20 protein-coding genes are annotated in these 22,647 nt (G+C 68.3%); 13 read left to right on the top strand and 7 right to left on the bottom strand.

Annotated features, from left to right (window positions below; translation table 11 throughout):
* Window positions 1–62: 62 nt before the first annotated feature.
* Together ABT254_RS28455 and ABT254_RS28460 are read right to left on the bottom strand one after the other, a co-directional pair.
* Window positions 63–803, bottom strand: a complete 741-nt coding sequence (locus ABT254_RS28455) for a hypothetical protein (protein WP_351475864.1) — start codon at window positions 801–803, stop codon at window positions 63–65.
* Window positions 804–1,048: 245 nt separating this feature from the next.
* On the bottom strand, window positions 1,049–2,128 hold the full coding sequence (locus tag ABT254_RS28460) for an ROK family transcriptional regulator (protein WP_351476294.1): 1,080 nt from the start codon (window positions 2,126–2,128) through the stop codon (window positions 1,049–1,051).
* A gap of 108 nt (window positions 2,129–2,236) precedes the next feature.
* Between ABT254_RS28460 and ABT254_RS28465 the strand changes: the two genes are divergently transcribed.
* Both ABT254_RS28465 and ABT254_RS28470 read left to right on the top strand, forming a co-directional pair.
* The gene (locus ABT254_RS28465) at window positions 2,237–3,310 is read left to right on the top strand and encodes a Gfo/Idh/MocA family oxidoreductase (protein WP_351475867.1); all 1,074 of its coding nucleotides are present in this window, start codon (window positions 2,237–2,239) and stop codon (window positions 3,308–3,310) included.
* Window positions 3,307–3,813, top strand: a complete 507-nt coding sequence (locus ABT254_RS28470; protein ID WP_351475870.1) for a heme-degrading domain-containing protein — start codon at window positions 3,307–3,309, stop codon at window positions 3,811–3,813. Before ABT254_RS28465 ends, ABT254_RS28470 begins: the two co-directional genes overlap by 4 nt.
* A 104-nt stretch (window positions 3,814–3,917) precedes the next feature.
* On the opposite strand, the gene ABT254_RS28475 is transcribed toward ABT254_RS28470, so the two are convergent.
* From ABT254_RS28475 to ABT254_RS28490, 4 genes are all read right to left on the bottom strand, one after another.
* Entirely contained in the window at window positions 3,918–4,775 is an 858-nt protein-coding gene (locus ABT254_RS28475) for a fumarylacetoacetate hydrolase family protein (protein ID WP_351475873.1), read from the bottom strand.
* Between the two features lie 126 nt (window positions 4,776–4,901).
* Window positions 4,902–5,624 carry a YidC/Oxa1 family membrane protein insertase gene (locus ABT254_RS28480; RefSeq protein ID WP_351475875.1) on the bottom strand — a complete coding sequence of 241 codons (723 nt, stop codon included), beginning with the start codon at window positions 5,622–5,624 and terminating at the stop codon, window positions 4,902–4,904.
* Window positions 5,625–5,691: 67 nt separating this feature from the next.
* A complete protein-coding gene (locus ABT254_RS28485; protein ID WP_351475878.1) occupies window positions 5,692–6,033 on the bottom strand; it encodes a DUF6412 domain-containing protein in 342 nt (113 codons plus the stop codon).
* A gap of 84 nt (window positions 6,034–6,117) precedes the next feature.
* The gene (locus tag ABT254_RS28490) at window positions 6,118–6,657 is read right to left on the bottom strand and encodes a winged helix-turn-helix transcriptional regulator (RefSeq protein WP_351475881.1); all 540 of its coding nucleotides are present in this window, start codon (window positions 6,655–6,657) and stop codon (window positions 6,118–6,120) included.
* Window positions 6,658–6,726: 69 nt separating this feature from the next.
* Between ABT254_RS28490 and ABT254_RS28495 the strand changes: the two genes are divergently transcribed.
* Together ABT254_RS28495 and ABT254_RS28500 are read left to right on the top strand one after the other, a co-directional pair.
* On the top strand, window positions 6,727–8,139 hold the full coding sequence (locus ABT254_RS28495) for an MFS transporter (protein ID WP_351475884.1): 1,413 nt from the start codon (window positions 6,727–6,729) through the stop codon (window positions 8,137–8,139).
* A 173-nt stretch (window positions 8,140–8,312) separates the two neighbouring features.
* Window positions 8,313–8,735, top strand: a complete 423-nt coding sequence (locus ABT254_RS28500) for a hypothetical protein (protein WP_351475887.1) — start codon at window positions 8,313–8,315, stop codon at window positions 8,733–8,735.
* Window positions 8,736–8,823: 88 nt separating this feature from the next.
* Here ABT254_RS28500 and ABT254_RS28505 read toward each other — a convergent pair whose 3' ends face one another.
* Window positions 8,824–9,606: a class E sortase gene (locus tag ABT254_RS28505; RefSeq protein WP_351475890.1), complete on the bottom strand. Its 783-nt coding sequence runs from the start codon at window positions 9,604–9,606 to the stop codon at window positions 8,824–8,826.
* Window positions 9,607–9,819: 213 nt separating this feature from the next.
* Between ABT254_RS28505 and ABT254_RS28510 the strand changes: the two genes are divergently transcribed.
* The 9 genes from ABT254_RS28510 to ABT254_RS28550 all read left to right on the top strand — a co-directional run bounded on the left by ABT254_RS28510 (window position 9,820) and on the right by ABT254_RS28550 (window position 22,638).
* Entirely contained in the window at window positions 9,820–11,292 is a 1,473-nt protein-coding gene (locus ABT254_RS28510; RefSeq protein ID WP_351475893.1) for a glycoside hydrolase, read from the top strand.
* Window positions 11,293–11,321: 29 nt separating this feature from the next.
* On the top strand, window positions 11,322–12,479 hold the full coding sequence (locus ABT254_RS28515) for an MFS transporter (protein ID WP_351475896.1): 1,158 nt from the start codon (window positions 11,322–11,324) through the stop codon (window positions 12,477–12,479).
* Between the two features lie 62 nt (window positions 12,480–12,541).
* Window positions 12,542–13,552, top strand: coding sequence for an SEC-C domain-containing protein (locus ABT254_RS28520; protein ID WP_351475898.1), 1,011 nt, complete (start codon window positions 12,542–12,544; stop codon window positions 13,550–13,552).
* Window positions 13,553–13,727: 175 nt separating this feature from the next.
* A complete protein-coding gene (locus ABT254_RS28525; protein ID WP_502972065.1) occupies window positions 13,728–14,120 on the top strand; it encodes a very short patch repair endonuclease in 393 nt (130 codons plus the stop codon).
* Window positions 14,121–14,404: 284 nt separating this feature from the next.
* The gene (locus ABT254_RS28530; protein WP_351475901.1) at window positions 14,405–16,963 is read left to right on the top strand and encodes a Z1 domain-containing protein; all 2,559 of its coding nucleotides are present in this window, start codon (window positions 14,405–14,407) and stop codon (window positions 16,961–16,963) included.
* Window positions 16,960–17,985, top strand: coding sequence for a PD-(D/E)XK motif protein (locus ABT254_RS28535; protein WP_351475904.1), 1,026 nt, complete (start codon window positions 16,960–16,962; stop codon window positions 17,983–17,985). The genes ABT254_RS28530 and ABT254_RS28535 overlap by 4 nt, the downstream gene beginning before the upstream one ends.
* A complete protein-coding gene (locus tag ABT254_RS28540) occupies window positions 17,982–19,973 on the top strand; it encodes a hypothetical protein (protein WP_351475907.1) in 1,992 nt (663 codons plus the stop codon). Before ABT254_RS28535 ends, ABT254_RS28540 begins: the two co-directional genes overlap by 4 nt.
* Before the next feature lie 65 nt (window positions 19,974–20,038).
* Window positions 20,039–20,866, top strand: a complete 828-nt coding sequence (locus tag ABT254_RS28545) for a hypothetical protein (RefSeq protein ID WP_351475910.1) — start codon at window positions 20,039–20,041, stop codon at window positions 20,864–20,866.
* The gene (locus ABT254_RS28550; protein WP_351475913.1) at window positions 20,866–22,638 is read left to right on the top strand and encodes a DNA cytosine methyltransferase; all 1,773 of its coding nucleotides are present in this window, start codon (window positions 20,866–20,868) and stop codon (window positions 22,636–22,638) included. Before ABT254_RS28545 ends, ABT254_RS28550 begins: the two co-directional genes overlap by 1 nt.
* The last annotated feature ends 9 nt before the right edge of the window (window positions 22,639–22,647 follow it).

A 22,647-nucleotide genomic window follows, 5' to 3' on the forward strand; every position in this document is an offset into this window, starting at 1 on the left:
GCGCGGTGCTGCGTGTGCGCCCCCCAGCGTAAACACTGGCCGGATCTTGCGGAATGGGCGTCTCAGCGGCGCCTGCGCTGTCTGCGGGCCAGCAGCAGCGCACCGCCGGTGACGAGGACCGCTGCGGCGGCGATGGCGACACCGGGGGTGGCCGGTCCGGTGCGGGCGAGTTCTTCGGCGAAGGGGAGGCGGGGGGCGCGGCTGGGCGGGGTGGTGCCGGTTCCCGTGGTGCTGGGGCCGGGCGTGGGGCTCGCGTCGTTGTCGATGCGGAAGACGTAGTCGTTGGACTGGCCGACCCAGTCGCCGTCGTCGCCCCGCCGCTGGACGACGGCGGCGTCGGCGGTGACCTGGTTGGGGGCGGTGTCGGAGGTGAGGGAGAGACGGAGCTTCACGGTGACGGTCCGTCCGGGGCGGACGGTGAAGCCGGGGAAGCCGTCGTCGAAGGGCCCGACGAGTTCGTCCTCGTCGGTGGTCTCGAAGCGGACGGGGTGCGGGTGGGTGCCGTCGTAGAACTCCAGGTGGGGCTGCGAGGGCGTCAGCTCGTGCCGCTCGTCGACGAGCACCACGACCGGGTGGATGTTTTCGCAGGTCCGTGTGGTGGTGTTGGTGAGGTCCAGATACCAGACGCCGTATCCGCCGCCCGCTTCATAGGTGTCGGGGCCGCCGTGGATGCGGGTGGTGACGGGGAAGCGGCGGTCGTCGGGGGCGGCGCAGTCGGGGGCGGCGGACGCATGCGCCGGGGGCGCCGCGGGGAACAGGGCGGCTGCCGCCAGGCAGAGGGAGACGGGCGTGCAGGGTCGCATGGACAGGTGAGTCTGCCGTTGGCCGGCCGGCGGGGAGCGGTGCCGCTCCGTGCGGGGGGTCAGGTCCGCTCGTTCAGCGCACGCGTGCGTGGGGCTGCCGCCGGGCATGCGTGCGTTTCGCCCCCTCCGCCCCTTCCCGTCCCGACCCTGGGGGCTGCCGCCCCCAGACCCCCGCTTTCGGCCTGAACGGCCTCGTCCTCAAACGCCGGACGGGCTGAGAGGTCAAGCCCCGGGCGGGTGAAAGATCAAGGCCCGGACGGGCTGAAAAGCCCTGCCAGTATCAGCTGTGCCGCTCCCTCGGCCACGCCGCCGGAGGCGAGTCGGACCGGTACCGGGGCCTCGCCGAGGCGGCCGGCGCGTTCGACGAGGACAGTGCGCACCCCGCGCAGGAAGGCGTCCGGGGCGGCGGTGACGGTGCGGCCGCCGAGGAGTACGAGGTCGATGTCGAGCAGTGCGACCAGGTTGCCGGCGCCGATGCCGAGAACGTGCGCCGCCTCGTCGACCGCGCCGCGTGCCATCGCGGCCAGGCACAGCGCCTCGATGCAGCCGCGGTTGCCGCAGCCGCACGGCGGTCCGTCCAGCTGGACGACCTGGTGCCCGAACTCCCCGGCCCCGGTACGGGCCCCCCGGTGCACGGCACCGCCGATGACGATCCCGGCGCCGAGCCCCGTAGCGAGATGCAGATAGGCGAAGGTCCCTCTCTCGCCCCCGACGGCGAGTGCCAGCGCAGCCGCGTTGGTGTCCTTGTCGACGACGACCGGCCCCCCGAGCCGCCGCGCGAGCGCGTCCCGCAGGGGGAAGCCGTTCCACTCGGGGAATCCCGTCACGCGGTGCAGGACACCCCGGTCGTGGTCGAGCGGACCGGGGAGCGCGACGCCGACGCCGAGGACGGAACCGGCGCCCGAGACCTCCATCATCAGCGCGCCCGCCTCCCCCGCCACCGCGGCGACGACGGCCTCGGCCCCCGCCCCCAGGTCCAGCGAGGCGCGCCGCTCCCCCAGCACGGTCCCCGTGAGGTCGACCAGTACCGCCCGCAGTTCGTCGCGGTCCAGGTGCAGCCCGACGGCGTGGCCCGCCTCGGGCACCAGCCGCAGCACCGTGGGGGGCTTGCCTCCCGTCGACGCCCTGCGACCGGCCTCCGTCACCAGCCCCTCGTCCCGCAACCGTCCGGTGATCTTGCTGACGGCCTGCGGGGTCAGCCCGGTCCGCTCCGCGAGCTCCAGCCGGCTGATGCCCTCCTCCCCTGCCGTGCGCAGCAGATCGAGCACGAGCGCCGAGTTGTGGCTGCGCAGCACCGGCAGATTGACGCCGACGGAGCCCGCCATCGCCGCCCGTCCGGCCCCTGCTCCTGTCGCCGCTTCACCGTTCGTCCTGTCCACGCCCCCATTCTCCCCCGCTTGCACTTTGGCAACAGCGTTGCGAAAGTAGGAGGCATGACTCGCACCCCTCTGCGCGTGGGCCTCGTCGGCTACGGCCTCGCGGGCTCCGTCTTCCACGCCCCGCTGATCACCGCCACCGAGGGTCTCGCCCTCGACACAGTGGTCACCTCGAACCCGGAGCGGCAGCAGCAGGCCCGCGCCGAGTTCCCGGACGTACGGATCGCGGCGACCCCCGACGAGCTGTTCGACCGCGCCGCCGAGCTGGACCTGATCGTCATCGCGTCCCCGAACAAGACGCATGTCCCGCTGGCGGCCACCGCCCTGAAGGCCGGACTCCCGGTGGTCGTGGACAAGCCCGTCGCGGGCATGGCGGCCGAGGCGCGCGAGCTGGCCGCCCTCGCCGAGGACCGCGGCCTGCTGCTCTCCGTCTACCAGAACCGCCGCTGGGACAACGACTTCCTGACCCTCCGCAAGCTGCTGGCCGAGGGCGAGTTGGGCGACGTATGGCGCTTCGAGTCCCGCTTCGAGCGCTGGCGTCCGCAGCCGAAGGGCGGCTGGCGCGAGTCCGGCGACCCCGCAGAGATCGGAGGTCTGCTCTACGACCTCGGCAGCCATGTCGTCGACCAGGCACTGGTGCTCTTCGGCCCGGCGGCACAGGTCTACGCCGAGTCGGACATCCGCCGCCCGGGCGCCGAGACGGACGACGACACGTTCATCGCCGTCACGCACACGAGCGGTGTCCGTTCCCACCTGTATGTCTCCGCGACGACCGCCCAACTCGGCCCCCGTTTCCGGGTGCTGGGCTCGAAGGCGGGTTACGTCAAGTACGGCCTCGACCCGCAGGAGGCGGCCCTGCGGGAGGGCAGGCGCCCGCACACGACCACCGACTGGGGCACGGAACCCGAGTCGCTGTGGGGCCGCGTCGGTTCCGGCGAGTCCCCGCTGACCGGAGGCGGCCGCGTCGAACCCACCCTCCCCGGCGACTATCCGGCCTACTATGCGGCCGTGACCAGGGCCCTCAACGACGACGGTCCCAACCCGGTGACCGCTCTGGAGGCGGCCGCCGCCCTCGACGTGCTCGAGGCGGCCCGCCGTTCGGCCCGCGACGGAGTGGCGGTGGCGCTGTGACGCACAACCAGGAGATCACCCCGAAGTTCCACCCGGAGCTCACCCCGCCCCTGGAGGAACTGGAGGCGCAGGAACGGCACCTGGTCTTCAGCCAGTTCACCTACGAGGACGCCTGGGCGCTGGGTTGCCTGCTCGTGGAGATGGCCCGCGAGCGCCAGGCCCCGGTCGCGATCGACATCCACCGCGCGGGCCAGCAGCTCTTCCACGCGGCCCTGCCCGGCTCAACCCCGGACAACGACGCCTGGATCGCCCGCAAGCGCCGCGTGGTCGAACGCTACGGCTCCGCCTCCTACCTGGTGGGCGCCCGCTTCCGCGCCAAGGGCACCACCTTCGAGGACTCCTCCCGCCTGGCCCCGGACGAGTACGCGGCCCACGGCGGCTCCTTCCCGATCAACGTCCTGGGCGTGGGAGTCGTCGGCGCGGTGACGGTATCGGGACTGCCCCAACTGGCGGACCACCGCTTCGTGGTGGAGGCCTTGGAGGAGTTCCTGCACAAGGGCTGACGCTTTCAGGGCGCCGGGCAACTGCACGTTTTCAGGGGCGCGGGGAACTGCGCGAGCAACCACGACGCATCCGCAGCCGCAGAACAAGCGCAGTCCCCCACCCCTTAGGCGTCTTTCAACTCCTGCCGCTGGCGGCCAAGCCCCGAAATCTCCAGCTCCACAACATCCCCGGCCCGCAGATACGGCTTCGGTTCAGGCTCGCCCATGGCAACCCCCGCCGGCGTCCCGGTATTGATCACATCCCCGGGATACAAGGTCATGAACTGGCTGACGTACCGAACAACCTCCGCCACGGAAAAGATCTGCTCAGCCGTGGTCCCGTCCTGCTTCAACTCCCCGTTGACCCACAGCTTCAAAGACAGATCCTGCGGATCACCCACCTCGTCCGCCGTCACCAGCCACGGCCCCAGCGGATTGAACGTCTCGCAGTTCTTCCCCTTGTCCCAGGTCCCGCCCCGCTCGATCTGGAACTCCCGCTCGGACACGTCGTGCGCCACCGCGTACCCGGCGACGTACGCCAGCGGATCCTCGTCGTCCGGCAGATACCGGGCCGTGCGCCCGATGACGACGGCGAGCTCGACCTCCCAGTCGGTCTTCACCGACCGCCGCGGCACGAGAACGGTGTCATAGGGTCCGACCACCGTGTCCGCGGCCTTGAAGAAGACCACCGGCTCGGCGGGCGGCTCGGCCCCGGTCTCGCGGGCGTGGTCGTGGTAGTTCAGCCCGATGCACACGATCTTGCCGATCCGCCCCACCGGCGGCCCGACCCGCAGCCCGGTGGCGTCCAGCGCGGGCAGCTCGCCGGCCTCGGCGGCGGCGCGGATCCGCCCGAGCGCCTCGTCGTCGGCGAGCACTGTCCCGTCGATGTCGGTCACGACACCGGACAGGTCCCGCAGAACCCCCTCGGCGTCGAGCAGCGCAGGCGTCTCCGCTCCCGCCGTACCGACTCGCAGCAGCTTCATGATCACTTTCTCCCTCGATCGCGGGGCGCCGACCGATGGGTGCAGCCATCGGAGGACTGGTCGATCCTCCAAGGTCACGGTCCAGTCCGCAATACCCGGTTCACGGACTGGACCGTAACCACGGGATCAGGAGTACAGGGCCGCCCGCTCCACAGCGCTCCACGCCGTGCTGGTGACCACGTACAGCGCGGCGGCCAGCGGCACCACCGCCACCGTGAACAAGGTGAAGAAGGACATGAACGGCATCACCTTGCTGACGGCACCGAGCCCCGGCACGGCCTCGCCGTCCTGCACGGGGAGGGGATTGCCGGCGGCCATCATCCGCTTCGTACGCCGGTAGTTGAAGACAGCGACAACAGTGACCACGGCGAACAGTCCCAGATAGACCAGCCCCGCGCCCCCGAACACCCCACCGCCCCCGAGGGCGTCCGCCCACCGACCGCCCAGCGGAGCGGCGAGCAGCTGGTGCGTGAGCAGTTCGTTCGCCTGTCCGCCGATGCTCGTGCTGGAGAACAGGTGGTACAGCAGGAAGAACGCCGGCAGCTGGAGCAGGGACGGCAGGCATCCGGAGACCGGTGACACCTTCTCCTCGGCGTGCAGCTCCAGCACCGCCTTCTGGAGCTTCTCGGGTTCCTTCTTGTGCTGCTTCCGCAGCTCGGCGATCTTCGGTTGCAGTGCGGTCCGGGCCTTCTGACCGCGGGCTGCGGCCCGGGACAGGGGATGCACGAGCAGTCGTACGAGAGCGGTGAACAGGACGATGGCGGCGGCCGCCGCCGAGGCGCCGAACAGCGGCTGGAGCAGGTCGGCGAAGCGTCCGACCAGGTCGGCGAAGACAGCGAAAACGGACATGGGTGAGCCCTCCGGGGGTCTCGTCGTGCCGGTACTGGGACAGGGCGGCATGACGACCCGCGCGGGGTCAGCTACATGTGATGAGTGAGCCCTGCGCGGCGGTCGCCGGAAGGGCTGATCCAGGGGCTCGGGGCCGGGTGCGCCCCTTGGCGTCGGGGTCGCGTTGCGGCAGGAATGCCGTACGGCGGGCACGGTCGCGGATGGCCGTACGCACCCGGGTGGGCGGCACCGCGGGTGCGCAGCGCGCGGTGAGCAGGGCGCAGGCGGCGAGCGCGGAGCCGGCCGCGGCGGTCGCGGCGAGCGCGACGGTGGCGGTGAGGCTGCCGGTGTCGAGCAGCGCGACCTGGAGGACGAGCAGCGGGAGCAGAAGAAGGGCGACGGGGCGCAGCGACATGCGGCTGCGGATCATGACGCCCCCCCTTCATACGCGTACGTACTGCTGCTCGTCTGTTGCTACTCGTCTGCTGCTGCTCGCCTGTTCGTCCTGCCTCGGTTATACCTCACTGCTCTCTACGGGCAGTTCCAGGGGCTGCAACAGCCTCCGCGGCCTGAGCAGCGCCCGGCTGACCGGATCCGCCGGGTCCTGATCGAGCCCGGGTCCCGGCACCATGAGGACGTCCTCGACGGGTACGACGATCCCGCAGGCCGGGCATTCGCCGTACGGCCCGAGTTCGGTGCCGCAGTCCGCGTGCCGGAAGTAGCGCAGCTGGGTCTCGGCGTACTGCTCGCGGCGCCAGAGGCCGAGGGAGCGGAGGGCCGGCCACAGGGCGATGCCGCGCTCGGTGATGACGTACTCGTCCCGCGGCGGCGACTCCTGGTAGCGCCGCTTCTCCAGGATCCCCTCCGCCGTCAGCGACTGGAGGCGGGCGGCGAGGACCGCGCGCGGGATGCCGAGGTGGACGAGGAAGTCGTTGTAGCGGCGCACACCGTAGAGCGCGTCGCGGATGACGAGCAGCGTCCAGCGCTCGCCGACGATCTCCAGCGCGCGGGCGATGGAGCACTCCTGTGTCGCGTAGTCCTTGCCGAGTGCCATGCCGTCCACTGTAACCATTTTTCGCGAGCTTGGTTCAGTGACCGAACCTACCGTGTTACGGTTCAGGACATGACTAGGTTCAATGAACGAACCCTCACTGAGGTCAACACTCCGAGTACGAGGACACCGCACCTTGCGGAGGCGCCCCCGCACCCCCGCGCCACGCTCGCCCTGACCAGCGCGGCAACGGCCGTGACCCTCATGACGTACACCGCCCCGGTGGTCACCCTCCGGGACACGGCGATCGCGCTGCACACCCCGCTCTCCGCGCAGGCGTGGCTGATCAACGGCACCCCGCTGGGCCTCGCCGCGCTCCTCCTGGTCGCCGGCAGCCTGGCCGACGACTACGGCCGGCGCCGGATCTTCCTCTTCGGCACCCTCGCCCTCGGCATCACCACGGCCCTCGGCGCCCTGGCCTCCTCCACCCTCCAGTTCACGCTGGCCCGTATAGCGCAGGGCGCGGCGAGCGCGGCGATCCTGGCCAGCAGCCTTGGCCTGCTGGTGCACGCCTTCCCGACCCCACGAGGCCGGCTGCACGCGACCGGTGTGTGGGGAGCCTTCGTGAGCGGCGGCATCGCGGCGGGGCCACTCCTCGCGGGCGCGATGCCGAACTGGCGAATGGCGTACGGCGTGCTGGGCGCGGCGGCGGTGATCGTGGCGGCCCTGGGAACACGTACGTTGACCGAATCGCGCTCCCCGAGGGGCGGCCGCCCGGACATCCTGGGCGCGCTCACCTTCGGCCTGGCCCTGGTCTCCTTGGTCGCCGCGCTCACCCTCGGCCGGGACGGCTGGCTGCGCGCCGAGGTGGGCCTGCTGTTCCTGGCGGCCGTGGTGCTGGTGGCCGTGTTCGCGCTGGTGGAGCACCGCACCGCGACCCCGATGATCGACCTGAGCCTGCTGCGCAGGCCCGGCTTCCTGGCCTCGTCCGCGGGCGGCCTGTTCACGGGCCTCGCGGTGATCGGCCTGTTCAGCTTCCTGCCGGTCCTCTTCCAGCAGGTGCTCGGACTGTCCCCCATGGACACGGCCTGGCTGTTCCTGCTCTGGTCCGGCCTGTCCTTCACGGTGGCGCTCCAGGCGAAGCGCCTCGCGGGCCGCGTGCCGCCCCGCCACCAGCTGGCCGTCGGCTTCACCCTGCACGCGGCGGGCGTCCTGGCGATGCTCGGTGCGATCGACTCGGGTTCCTGGCAGCGCCTCCTGCCCGGCCTGATCCTGGGCGGCATCGGCAGCGGCCTGCTGAACGCCGCCCTGCCCCTGCTGTCGGTGGAGTCGGTGCCGGCGGCCCGCGCGGCCATGGGCTCCGGTGCCCAGCAGACCTTCCGCTACATCGGCTCCTGCGCGGGCGTCGCCCTGACGATCGCGATCGTGACGTCGTCGGGCGGGGGCCTGGGCCACGGAGCGAACATCGCACTGCTGGTGTCGGCGGGGCTGGCGCTGTCGGCAGCGGTGGCCGTGCTGGTGCTGCGCGAGCGGGGCCGAGCGTAGAGCCCGCCCAAGTCACCCTGAGAACTATCAGGTTCCCGTTCCACGGCCTGCGTTCCACGATGCGGCGGAGCCGGTCGGCCCGGCACCTTTCGACGGTCTTCGAAGTCTTTGCGGCTGCCTCTGGGCCGCATCTACGTTGAGGTGCCGCGGAATCGACGATCGGGGGAACCACGATGAAGAGTCATGTACGCCAGGCGGGACCCGTACGGCGTCGCGCCGCCGCGCTGGCCGGCACGCTGGCGCTGGCCGCGGTCGCGGTGGGCACGGCCGCCTCGCCGGCCTCGGCCGCGGGCTGGGCCTGTGACCACGACGGGCACACCGTGTGGTGCGCGTCGGTGACCGGCATATCGGCCGGCTCCTACCTGGCCTCCCACAACGGGCCGTCCTACGCCTCGGGCACGACCGGTCACCGCTACTACAACGGCCAGACCATGATGCTGGCCTGCTGGACCACGGGCGACGGCGACGCGGACGGTCACGGCGACCGCTACTGGTTCGCGCTCGACTTCGACAGCGACGGCGGATTCATCAACGACTGGTACGTGACGACCGGTTCGCCGTCGCAATGGAAGCCGCACGTACCGGAGTGCCGGTGACGACAGCCCGGCAAGCCCCCCACCCGCCCAGGCAGGGTCCGTCAGCATGCCGGCGGACCCTTCCGCTGTCCGGCGGCCCCTTCGCCGTCTAGGACCGGGGCCGCATCGACACCAGCTTCCCCCACACCACCAGCCGGTACCTCGAGGTGTACTCGGGGGTGCAGGTCGTCAGCGTGATGTAGTAGCCGGGCTCGGAGTACCCATAGCGGGGCTCGACGATCGAGCGTGGAACCGGGCGCACGACACCCGAGTCACGGGCCGAGGTCTGCGGGAGCGTCCGGTCGACGGCGTAGGTGTAGGTCGCGGTCCTCGTCTCGACCTCCACGAGGTCCTTCGCCCGCAGCCGGTTGATGTACCGGAACGGCTCGCCGTGCGTGTTCCGGTGCCCCGCGAGCGCGAAGTTGCCAGCCTGGCCGGGCTGCCCGGTGCCGCGGTAGTGGCCGACGTACCCCTTGTTGAGGACGTCCTGCTTGCTGACGCCCTCGGCGACGGGGACGCGCAGCCCCAGGCGGGGGATGATGAGGACGGCGTAGGCCTGGGACCAGGAGGGGCGGGGCTGCCCGGCGGTGGCCGTCCGGTGGCTGTCACGGGTGCCGGTGCGCGGCTGGGGCGTCGCGGCCGGGTCGGACGTACCGGAGTCGCCGGACTCGCCGCCTTTGCCAGTGGCCCCGCCGCCCCACTCCCGCTCCAGGGCCTCCACCTTGCGCTCGGCGCCGCGCCTGGCCTCCCGGTTGGTCCACCACAACTGGTGGACGACGAGCAGCAGGAGCACGAGGCCCGCGGTGACGAGGAGTTCGCCGCCGGTCCACAGCGCACGCCGGCGGCGCGCGCGCTGCCGCCGGGTGGTGTGCTGCACGACCGGAACGCGCATCCGTACGCCTCCTTCACCGAGCCGCCCGCACGATAGGGGCCGGACGTCGAAGTCACCAGACCCGCACGGCGGCAGCCGTGGGACAGACCCTGTCCGGACTTCGTACATAGGTTTTAGAAAGGGCTGGCGCAACCCTCGACAACCCCACCCGTCACACCCGATGCTTCCCTCCAGTGACCTGACGGGCCAGGTCCCAGCGAAGGCGGAGAAGCCATGATCCGACGCAGAACCCTGCTGACCGCAGCGGGCGGCACCCTCCTCGGCAGCGCTCTCGCGACCGGTACCGCACGCGCGGACGCCACGATCGCCGTCAACCCCGGGACTATGTACGGCACTTGGGAGGGCTGGGGCACTTCCCTCGCCTGGTGGGCCAATGTGTTCGGCGCGCGGGACGACTTCGCCGACATCTTCTTCACCACCAAGTCGACTACGTACAACGGCACTTCGCTTCCGGGACTGGGCCTGAACATCGCGCGCTACAACCTGGGCGCGTGCAGCTGGAACACCGTGAGCGGCGAGAGCATGGTCGCCTCCCCCAACATCCCCGCGTTCAAGCAGATCGAGGGCTACTGGCAGGACTGGAACAGCGAGGACCCGACGTCCTCGGCCTGGAAGTGGACGGCGGACGCCACCCAGCGCGCGATGCTGACGAAGGCCGTGGCCCGCGGGGCGACCACCGAGCTGTTCGCCAACTCCCCCATGTGGTGGATGTGCCTGAACCACAACCCGTCCGGCGCCTCCGACGGCGGCAACAACCTCCAGTCCTGGAACTACCGCCAGCACGCCTCCCACCTGGCGGCGGTGGCCCTCTACGCGAAGAACAACTGGGGCGTGAACTTCGCGACGGTCGAGGCCTTCAACGAGCCGAGCTCCAGCTGGTGGACGGCGACGGGTACCCAGGAGGGCTGCCACATCGACTCGACCGTCCAGTCCGCCGTACTGCCGTACGTCCGCAGCGAGTTGGACAAGCGAGGTCTGACGTCGACGAAGATCTCGGCCTCGGACGAGACGAGCTACGACCTGGCCCGCACGACGTGGAACTCCTTCTCCTCGACGACGAAAGGCTATGTGAACCGGGTCAACGTCCACGGCTACCAGGGCTCGGGCGGCCGCAGGGACCTGCTCTACACGGATGTCGTGACAACGGCCGGCAAGGCCCTGTGGAACTCCGAGACCGGCGACAACGACGGCACCGGCTACACCCTCGCCTTCAACCTCCTCTACGACTTCCGCTGGCTGCACCCCACCGCCTGGGTCTACTGGCAGGTCATGGACCCCTCGACGAACTGGGCGATGATCGCGTACGACGCGAACACGCTGCAGGCGGGCGCGGTGCAGACGAAGTACTACACGATGGCGCAGTTCAGCCGGCACATCCGCCCCGGCATGAAGATCCTCGACACAGGTGTGAGCAACGCGGTCGCGGCCTACGACTCGAGCGCGAAGCGCCTGGTGATCGTGGCGCTGAACACCTCGACGTCGGCCCAGACCTTCACCTTCAACCTCTCCAACTTCACCACGGTGACCGGCGGTTCGGGCGGCCTCGTCCCCCGCTGGAACACGGTGACGACGGGCGGGGACCTGTACAGGTCGTACTCGGACACGTTCCTGAGCGGGAAGTCGGTCTCGGTGTCGCTGGCGGGGAAGGCGGTGCAGACCTTGCAGATAGACGGGGTGACGATCTGACCTCCTCACCGTCCGTTCCCTCTGGCGGCATGCCGGCCGGGCTGGTCGCGCTCGCGCTCGGCGGTTTCGGTATCGGCCTGACGGAGTTCGTGATCGCGGGGCTCCTGCCACAGGTGGCCCGGAGCCTCGCCGTGTCGGAGGCCGCGGCGGGGTGGCTGATATCCGGTTACGCCCTGACCGTCGCGGTGGGCGCGATAGCGCTGACGGCCGCGACGGCGGGGCTGCCCCGCAAGCCGGTCCTGATCGGCCTGGTGGTGCTGTTCGTCCTCGGCAACCTCGTCTCGGCCCTCGCGCCGAACTATCCCATGATGATGCTGGGACGGGTGATCGCCGCCCTGTGCCACGGCTCGTTCTTCGGCATCGGCTCCCTCGTCGCCCGCCGCCTGGTCCCACCGGAGCGCGCGTCGCGGGCGGTGGCGGTGATGTTCGCGGGCCTGACGGTCGCGAACGTGCTCGGAGTCCCCTTCGGCGCGCTGGTCGGCGACCGCTGGGGCTGGCGGGCGACGTTCTGGGCGATCACGGCGATCGGGGTGGCGGCGGCGGTCGCGATTGCGGTGCTGGTGCCGGGCTGGGCGGGGAAGGCCGCCGGGTCGGGGAGCGCCCTGAGAGGACAGCTACGGGCGATGCGCTCCCGCCAGGTCCGGCTGACCCTCACCGCGACCGCCCTCGGCTACGGCGGCATGTTCGGCGCCTTCAGCTACCTCGCCTACACCTTCACCGAGGTCACCGGCTTCTCGGACACGGACGTGGCCTGGCTCCTTGTCGTCTACGGCAGCGGGCTGGTCCTCGGCAACCTGGCGGGCGGCCGCGCCGCGGACCACAACCGCGACCTCACGTTGATCATCTCCCTGGCGGCGCTGGCGGCCACCCTCGCGCTGTTCGGCCTGCTGGCGCAGAGCCCGGCCGCCTCCGTGGTCCTGGTCTTCCTCATGGGGGTGTTCGGCTTCGCGCCCGTCCCCGGCATGATCACCCGCGTCACGGACCACGCCCAGGGCGTCCCGCTGGCGGCGAGCGCGAACGTCTCGGCATCCAATGTGGGCAACGCTCTGGGGGCGTGGCTGGGCGGGATCGCGATCAGCGCGGGCCTCGGCTATACGGCTCCGCTGTACGTGGGGGCGGGCATCGTGGCGGCGGCGCTGGCGACGATGGTGCGGGCGGCGAGCGGGCGCCCCGGGCCGCTCACGTGATCCCCACCCTTTGACCAGCACATACCTCTTCTTCGCCACGGATGGGCAGTACGGTTTCCCTCATGCGCCCCGACACGCCTGCCGAGAACGTCGACCACACCGCCGAAGCGGCCCGCCTGGAGCGAACCGCCGGCCTGTACCCGGAGGACGCCGAGGCCCTGCTCCTCCAGGCCGCGGCCCACCTGGAACTGGCCGGCGACCGCCCCGCCGCGACCACGCTCTACGACCGCCTGCTGTCGTCCCAGGCGGGCCTGGAGAACCCGTACCTGGTACGCGCCCTCAAGGCCTCCAACCTGTGGGAGTACGGCCACGAGGCCGAGGCCCGAGCGATCATCGACGGCGTCCGGGCAGCAGCCCCGCGCGACCCGGCCCCCTGGGTCATCGTGGCGGAGTCCCTGGAGGCCCACGACGAGCTGGAAGCGGCTGAGGAGACCTTCACGGAGGGGGCGCGTGTGCTCCTGACGGATGTGGAGGAGCCTCCGTACTCGACGCATCCGCTGCTGTTCGGCCGCCACCGCGTGCGCAGGATGCTGGGCGTCGCCCACGACGAGTGGGACACCATTGCGGACCTGCTCCACTCGTCCCCGGTCCCGCTGGACGAGCTCCACGACCCGAAACGGGTGTGGTCGCTGGGCTCGGACAACCCGGCGGAACTGGCAGCGGAGATCTCGCGCCTGCGGGCGGAGTTGGGGACGTACCGCGAGGCGCTGTCCCGTCCGTTCCCGGTGGCGGTACTGCACTGGCCGGCGGGGGAACTGTCGGAACTGGTGGAGGCATACCCGAGTCTGGCCGCGGAGTACCCCTCCCATGAGGAGCACCTGGCGACGATAGAGGGGTCGCTGCGCGAGCTTGCGGCGAGCGGAACTCCGAACCTTGGGATCGTCACGGGGACGGTCCCTTCTTACGAGGCCTTCGCGGCTTCGGAGATGACTTCGCCGGGGGAGGCGGAGCTGTTGCCGCAGTATGCGACGACGCTGGCGGCCCGGGGGCGGGCTGTGGAGTGGCCGCCGCAGCGGGGGGCTGGGTGTTGGTGTGGGTCGGGGCGGGTTTATGAAGGGTGCCACGGGGCGTAAGACACCCGTCACGCATCAGCGGCTGGCGGTGGATGAGACCCGCCCGCCAGTCGCCAATCCAACCCTGATCCGCCTCACCTGCCACGAAGCCGGCCAGGCACGAGCATCTCGGCCGCTGCGGCACAATGCTCATGTGCCAGATGCTGTTCCGTCCTCCGCTGCCGTCTCCGCTCGTATGAGCCGACAGGGCTCGCGCGATACGGCCCCTGAGGTTGCCGTTAGACGGCTCTTGCACGCGGCGGGTCTGCGTTATCGGGTGAACGTGCCCGTGCCCGGTGCACCGCGTCGCACGATCGACATCGTCTTCGGCAAGGTCAAGATCGCGATCTTCTTGGACGGCTGTTTCTGGCACGGCTGTCCGCAGCACGCGACCCACCCCAAGGCGAACGCGGAGTGGTGGCGTGCCAAGCTCGACAAGAACATGGCTCGTGACCGCGAGACGACAGATCATCTACGTGCTGCGGGCTGGACGGTCCTGAGATTCTGGGAGCACGAGTCCGCCGAGGATGTCGCGCGCCAAATCGCAGTCGCTGTCGCGTCTCGGCGGGCACTCCGCGAGGGCCCATAAAGCAGGACAAGGCGACCCATTCCGACTGCTCGGGACCTTGCCGCAGGCGCCTGGATCGGCCACTGCACCGACGAGCTTCGACATCTCCTCGGCGCGACAGACAATCACTGCAGCCGTTTCCTGTATGCGTGACTATCCCACCCAATAGTGTGTAGAAGTCATATGACAGTGGCGGGCCGACGCTCGCCCACACCCCTGTGCCGTTCACGGAGTCATCCACAGAGTCGGGCAGGACCTGTGGGTGGCCGGCCCCGGCGAGCAGGAACGGGGAACGGTCGACCCTCATGTCCGACGAATTCGACGGTATGTATGAAACGTTCAAGGCTCTCTTGGACTTGTTCACCCCTTCGGAAGCGGTCAAGCGGCTGGAGCAGCTTGGCGTCAGTCCGGAGAACGTCGAACGGATTCGTGAGCGACATGAGCAGGGGACCATACGCATTCGAGAGATGGATGAACCGCACGCGGTGGTCATGGACAACCGCGACACCTGGTACACGGGCCCTCAGCCGAAGGACAAGTGCTGGCCGGCAGTCGTCGATCTCCTTCGCAAGGACGGCTGGCCTCAGGACCCTGCGATCAGCAGTCTCGACGACTCCTCCACTCGCGTCGTCTCGCTGCTGAACCATCCGAAGGAGAAGGAATTCTCCACCCGAGGCCTCGTCGTCGGCTATGTGCAGTCCGGAAAGACGACCAACTTCACCTCGGTCATGGCCAAGGCCGCCGACCGCGGGTACAAGCTGTTCATCGTCCTTGCGGGCATCCACAATGGTCTTCGCCGCCAGACCCAGGCGCGCCTCGTGCAGCAACTCGTCGAGCCGAACCCCTCGATGTGGTCCCAACTCACGGGATTGGACAAGGACTTCACGCCGCAGGAGAACCCGGCCTCCTACTTCGGAAAGAGCAACAAGACCCGCGTGCTTTGCGTGGTGAAGAAGAACGCGACGGTACTGCGCAAACTCGCTCGCTGGCTCGAGAAGGCGTCCGACTACCTCGAGGACTGCCCTGCACTGATCATCGACGACGAGGCCGACCAGGCCACCGTGGCAACGAAATCGATCAATCCGCTCATCCTCGACATCATGAGTTCGCTGCCCAAGTGTGCGTACGTCGGCTACACGGCCTCGCCCTTCGCGAACCTGCTGATCGATCCCAGCGCCAAAGACCTGTATCCCGAGCACTTCGTGGTCAATCTGCCCAAGCCGCAAGGACACTTCGGCACCGAGGTTCTCTTCGGGCGTTACGCCCTCGACGGCGAGGACCCGGAGCAGGTCGACGACGGTTACGACATGATCAGGTCGGTCCCCGACGAGGACATACCCTGCGTGCGCCCTGGGACGAGAGCCGACGTGGAAGGCTTCGAACCTGTCATCACCGACACGCTACGCAGGGCGATCGAGTACTTCTGGCTGGTCACTGCCGCCAGGCACGTACGCGGCACCGGCAACCCGCACAGCACGATGCTGATTCACACGAGCGTCAACACATCCGTGCACAACAGCTTCGGAAGGCCGCTGAAGCATCTGCGTGACCGGTCGGCGCGTTCCCTGGCAGATCCCAAGTTCCTCTCCCGCCTGCGTGACCTCTGGGAGGAGGAGACCGCCCGTGTCCCGGCCGAGGACTTCGGCGAGACAAAGGTGCCGTTCGAGCATCTGATACCGGAACTACCGCGAGTTCTCGACAACTGCCGCGTCATCATGGACAACTCCAGCAGTGAGGACCGTCTCGACTACGAGAACGGGCCCGTCGTGGCGATAGCCGTGGGTGGCAACACCCTCTCGCGAGGTCTGACGCTCGAGGGCCTGTCGGTCAGCTACTTCGTCCGCGCCGTTTCCGCGTACGACACTCTGCTGCAGATGGGGCGCTGGTTCGGCTTCCGGGGTGGCTACGCCGACTTGCCCCGTATCTGGATGACCGACGAGTTGGCCGAGTGGTTCCGTCATCTGGCAACTGTCGAGACAGAGATGCGTCGCGACATCGACATCTACATGACCGAGGACGAGACGCCTCTCACCTTCGCAGTGCGTCTGCGTACGCACCCTGCGCTGCGTGTGACTGCAGCCGCCAAGATGCGCGGTGCCGTCAAAGCGGCTGCGTCCTACGGCGGTAAGCGCGTCCAGACTCACTACTTCCACACCAACGCGGAGTGGCTGCGGGGGAACATCGACGCCGCCCGCAAACTGGTGGCTTCCTCTGTTGCGAACGCCGTCAAGCTGGAGGACCGCGCGTCAGAGGGCCGATATGTCTTCCGTGATGTGCCGCACGACGTGGTGATCGACTTTCTGGAGACCTACAAGTTCCACGAGAAGTCCCCGGAGAACGACGCCGACCTGATCGTCGGCTACATCCGGAAGCGAGTCTCGGCTGCCGGCTCGCTGAGGCGGTGGAACGTCGCGATCGTCGGAAATCCCAGGGGCAAGGGAGACGACTTCACCTTCGCCCCCAACGTGGCTGTCGGGCGTAATTCTCGTGCCCGTCTCGCCGTCACCAACCCCGATCCGGACTTCGCGGACATCAAGACGCTCATGAGCCGTCGCGATGCCGCAGTGGATCTGGACGGCGACACCGGAAAGCTGACCGAAAAAGGCATCATGGACGTGCGTCGCAAGAAACTTCCAGACACGGGCCTGCTGGTTCTGTACCCGATCGACAAGGTGTCCGAGCCAAGCCCGTCGAAGAAGCTGCGTGCGCCTCTGAATGCAGAAGATCACGTGATCGGCGTCGGCTTGGTCTTCCCCGAGCCCTGGGACACAGACAGCACTGTGGAGAACTACATCTCCGCCGACCTGTCCAATGTACGGATCGAGGACGAGGACTACAGCGCTCTCGACAGCGAGGACGCATGAACGAGGATGCGCTTCGCAAGCTCATAGACGATCGGTGGACCGCGCTCAACGCCGAGCCGACCACAGGCGAACGAAGCCTGAGGGTCTCGCAATTGCCCGTGGCCGGCGCCGGCGGGCCACTCGCAGTGGCCGTCGACCACAGTGGTCATCGCCACTTCCTGGTTCCTATTCATGCCCACCGCAAAGTGCGACCAGGTCTGGACGGACCCGTACTCCGCTTGATCAAGCGGGCTCTGGAGGACGAAGAGACCTACCAAACCTACGCCGATCTCGCCTGTCTGCGCACCGACCTCAATGATCTGTTCACGGAGCTGTGCGTCGACGTCCTGGGCGAAGTCGAAGAACTGCAGGAGAACCCGGTCAAGGCTCTCTACCGTGTTCTCGACCGATGGAAGGCCCTTTTCCAGGCACAAGGTGCGCCGCTCGGACCTGAACAAATTGCGGGACTCTTCGGTGAATTGGTAGTGCTCGGTCGGCTCCTTGAGAAAGACCCGAGCGCTCACCGGCTCTGGCACGGCCCAGAAGGGTATCGGCACGACTTCACAACGGGCGCCACCGCCGTCGAAGTGAAGGCCACCACTGCCGGCGAAGGGCGGAGGCCGCGGATCCACGGGCTGGACCAACTTGAACCACCGACGGACGGGACCCTCTGCCTCGCCTGGTTCCGCCTGCAACGCGCGTCTCGGAACGGTGCAGGCATCGCGTTCACAGATTTGGTCGACCAGGCGCTTCGGCTCTGTGACGACGAAGCAGCACTCCTCGATCTACTCGCAGCCGTCGGCTATCGACCCACGGACTCCGGTCGCTATCACGACATGCGTTTCGTGATCAGCGAAGAGCGGTGGTACCAGGTTGACCCAAACTTTCCCGGCCTGACATCACAGGAACTCGTCAAGGCCGGAATACCTGTTTCGATCCTGGACGTCGAGTACACCATCGACGTGTCCGGCGAGACCCCTGCTCCCATCCCATCCGCCCAGATACCTCAACTGATCGCGAGCATGATCCAGGAGTCTGCATGACGGAGCCCCGCTGGTTCTCACAGCCTTACCCCCCGGAAGGCGCAAGCGCCGCCGAGGGAATCCGCAACCAGCTCGGGCGTCCGGAACTCGACCTGCTCACCATCCTCGTGCGGGAATCCGCCCAGAACAGCTGGGACGCCCGCATCACGCAGTCCTCGTCACCTGTGGACTACCGCATCGACATGTGGACGGTCGGTCCGGCTCACACCGGCGCATGGAGAGAGCTGCTGCTCAACGGCGCGCCTGCGCGTTCGGGCGCCTTTCCTTTGAGTGACGCTCTGAAGCGCGGGCCGGTCCAAGTCCTGGCTGTCTCCGACCGCGGCACCCGAGGGCTTGGAGGACCCACTCGCGCAGACGACGCAGTGGGCCCCGACCGAGACTTCGTCTCTTTCATCCGCAACATCGGTGAACCACGCGACACCGAACTCGGCGGTGGCACCTACGGCTTCGGCAAGGGCATCTTCTATCTGCTGTCCAAGTCCGGAACGGTGCTTGTGCACTCCCGCTGTCGCACAGCACAGGGAGGCCACGAGACACGGCTCATCGGCTGCACGCTCTGGAAGAGCTACGTGGCCGACGAGGCCGGAGCGGATCGCCGCTACACCGGTCGCCATTGGTGGGGCGACGCATCGGGAGAGGTAGTCGAACCCCTCGTCGGGCGAGAAGCTGAGACAACGGCTCAGCGGCTGGGGCTCAGGCCTTTCGGTCCCGAGGAGACGGGAACCACCGTCGTCGTCATCGACCCGGACCTGGACGAACTCTCGCCGCCGGAAGCAGCCGCCTATTTGGCGGAGACGATCACCTGGCATCTGTGGCCAAAGATGATCTCCGTCGGCGGCAACTCGCCCGCCATGAGGTTCGCCGTGGCCTGTGACGGGGTCGAATACCCCGTACCGGACCCGCGGGAGACTCGCCCTCTCAACATGTTCGTCGACGCATACGAGGTGATGACCGGCCCGGACGGCAGTGCCCTGCACTGCTTGAAGCCCAAGCAGTATCTCGGGCGTCTCGGACTCGTGAAACGGATCATGCCGCCGTTGGAGCCGACGCGGGCCTCACTCATGCTCGACATCGAGGACATCGTCCATCACGTGTGTCTGATGCGACCGGCGGAGCTCGTCGTCACTTACCAGCCCGGGCCGAAGCCTCCGAGCGTGAATCAGGGATATGCCGGAGTCTTTCGAGCTGACGAGGCGATGGACGAGGTCTACGCCAAGGCGGAACCGCCCACACACGACGCCTGGAATCCGCAGTCGCTGGTAAGGCCCGAGAGCACATTCGTGCACACCACGTTCCGGCGCATCAACGAAGCTCTGGATGCCCTGCTGTCCCTCGGTGGCGTCGCCCGCACCGGAGCCAGCAACATCGCCCTGGGCGCTGCAAGTTCCCTTTTTTCCGGGTTGGTGGGGGGAGCCTGGGGCATTGGTGGAGCGACGGCCTACGCCAAGCCCGGCAGCACCACCACACGTGGGTCGAAGTCAGACGTCGTGGAGGAGAGGACGCCACGTTCAACGCCGGGCCGCCCCCTCCCAACCCCGTCCATGGATGATCGACACACGGACGACGGGCCGGCCGGCCCGAACGGATTCGGCATGGGCACCGAGTCGCTCCCCGACGTACCCGGCACCGCCGGAACAATCACGCCACGGCGACGTCCGCGAGTGCAGTACGTCGGCGAGCCCTACTACGACGACCACGGCGACGACTCCGTACTGGTCCAGGAGTTTCGCCTGCCCGTTTCCGGGCCCCAGCAAGTCCGGATCGACCTGGCAGTGACTCTTCCCGGTACCGGCGGACGTGAGACGGACCCACCCATCGGGGCGAGCATGCCTGAGCTCATCGGTTGGGAGGACGACAGCGGTCGCCTGTACGCGTCCGAGCCACACGTGATCGAGGGCGGCGAAGCCGTCTGGCGGGCTCTTGTAAGGCCGGCCCCCGACACCATGACCGAAATCGGCATCAAGGTCGAGGCGGTGAAGACCTCGTGACCCGTCGCGTCCTTCCATATCGCGTCCCGTCTGAGGACGTTGTCACCTCAGAGGCATGGTTGCTGGTGACCCCGGACGGCGAGATTGCACTGCCCGAGGCCCTTCCTGACTGGGACTACCAGATGGACCTGCATCTCCGCAGGACCGTACGTGTCGACCTGGACCGGGCACGGGCGCAATCCGGTCTCCCAACCGATGCGGCACTCACGCTCGCGGCCGTATGGACAGCCACCGGATCCAACCTGAGTGGACCAGCTCAGCACATACGTCTGACGGACGGCGGCACGAGCGCCGTCGAGCTCGAGTTCCGGCTGCGGGGCGCAGACCTGGGCGGTCTGCTCATGCTCGACACCGCGCTTGTACTGGCCGAGCGCCGGAATGATGCCCGCCCCTCGTCGCCTCGCCGAGCAGGCTCCGTATTGTGGAGTGACCGCAATTTCCTACGTCTGCAGGGGGACGCTCCACAGTTCCCCATGGCCGTGATCGACTTCGCCCGGACCTCCTTTCCCGACCACGCAGCCTGGCACCTGCAGATCAGTGGAAGCCTGGAGAGCGCAACGATGGGCTCCCTGCTCCTTCTCGTCAACGAGAGGAACACGGTCACAGCCACCGCATTCGAGAATGCGGGAAAACCACGCCCGGTGGATCGGATCGTGCTCTCCGCCGTATACGCGGACGCTGCCCGGATCATGGTTGAACACGCGTTGAGCAACGACGACTTCGCCGAGGACTCCGACTTTCCTGAGGGCTCGTTGGGCGCCACCATGTTGAGCCTGTTCGACCAGCTCTTTCCCGGTCAGCCAATCAACGACATCCGTCTGCGCCAACGGCAGTCACCGGCTCTGTTCGCCTCAGATCTGCAGGCGGCGGTCAAGATCTTCGAGGTGTCGTGATGAGCTTCCTGTACCCGCGCTTGCTGTCCGAACAGGCGAAGCCGCTCTTCGAGGAGTACAGGCATCTGTCTGTCGCGGAACTGACAGGCCGGATGGCCGTCTCGCACGATTCGGCGGTCTACGTGGCCACAGGTGGTGATCGCGTCTCTGCGGCTCAGCTCAAAGAACTGCGTGCAGGCGTCGTCGACCTCGCCAAGGATGCAGGGTTCCCCGACGACTCCGATCGCGCCGGAAATGCCGACTTCGACCTCCGGCTCGCTGCTCTGCTCCACGCTGAGATGGGCATGGTGCCCGCCGAAGCCGCCTCACGGGATGTCTGGGCCTTTCTGGCACTCGTCCTGCTCCCGGATGTCGCCTTCTGGCGCTACCCCCTGCCGCCCAAGGACCGTGTTCTGGGCACAGACCTCACCCGGCATGTCTTCGGCCGGCTGTGGTGGCGAGCCCAACTCGTGCGGTCGTCGGACGACCTGGAACCGTACGGCGCCCTCAAGATTCTCGGCGAAGCCGCATTCGATCAGATCTACGCCCGCCGGGCAGCGCTCGGCGGAAGTCCTCACATGGTCCGCGCCATCCTCCGCGTGTGGCAGGACCTTGATCTGACCGGCCTGAACGAACGCGATACCTTGCGTGACTTTCTCAAGAGGCTGTTGCGGCTCGCGCCGTTCGTGCTCTTCGACGGGATCGAGGAGCAGGCCTTGGACCAAGAATTGCGCGCCGTCGCGGCGGAGTCCGTCGACGCTCAGCGCCAGTCGTCCACGTTGGCGTCCGCCGAAGAAGGGGCATCAACGCTCAAGGCTGCTCCGGTGAAAACGGCCCAGCCTCGTCGATTCCGCTCGGTCGAGATCTGCGCCGGGGCAGGAGCGCAGGCCCTCGGGCTGGAACGAGCCGGGTTCGATCCCGTCCTGCTCATCGACAGCAAAGCGGATGCCTGCTTCACGATCGACCTGAATCGGCCGGAGTGGGACGTTATCTGCATGGACGTCGCCCAATTCCATCCGAGTGAGCGTCCGGAGACTCTGGGTGTCGACTTGGTCAGCGGTGGGCTCCCCCGCGTGAAGTCTCCCGCCAGTGTCGGCCGAGCCGAAGACATGGAAGAGCGCGGAGTTCTCAGAGCTGCGATAGGTCTGGTACGCGCAATCAACCCGAAAGCAGTGCTGTTGGAGAACGTTCCGGACCTCGTCGAGAGCCCAGACTTCGCCTCCGACCGTACGTGGATCGAAGTCGAACTCAGGACTGCCGGTTACAAGTGGAGTTGGCGAGTTCTAAATGCGTCAGACTTCGGTGTACCGCAGAACCGCAGCAGCGGCTTCCTCGTCGCCCTGCAGGATCCCTACTTCTCCCGGTTCTCCTGGCCAGAGCCGGACAAGTCGCCACCACCGTCCGTCGGCCAGGTCCTGGGCCCCTCCATGTCCGCTCACGGATGGCTCGGCGCCGAACGCTGGATCAAGGGGGCCGACCGCATCGCACCCGCCCTTGTCGGCGGCTCCGATCGTCGAGGAGGCGCCGACCTCGGTCCCACGGGCACCAAGAAGGCATGGGCCGCCCTCGGCGTGAACGGCAACAGCCTCGGTGATGAACCTCCAGGGACGGACTTCCCTGCGGACGGCCAACCCAAGTTGACCGTCGAACAGGCTGCGCTGATCCAGTCGATCCCAGAGGAATGGAGCTTCTTCGGTGGCAAGACATCCAAGTATCGACAGATCGGACACGCCATGCCACCGCCCCTTGCAACCGCCGTCGGACGGGCCATCTCGGCCGCCCTGCGCGGCTAAGATCGCCTC

The sequence above is a fragment of the Streptomyces sp. NPDC001137 genome, from assembly GCF_040298885.1.
Lineage (GTDB): Bacteria > Actinomycetota > Actinomycetes > Streptomycetales > Streptomycetaceae > Streptomyces.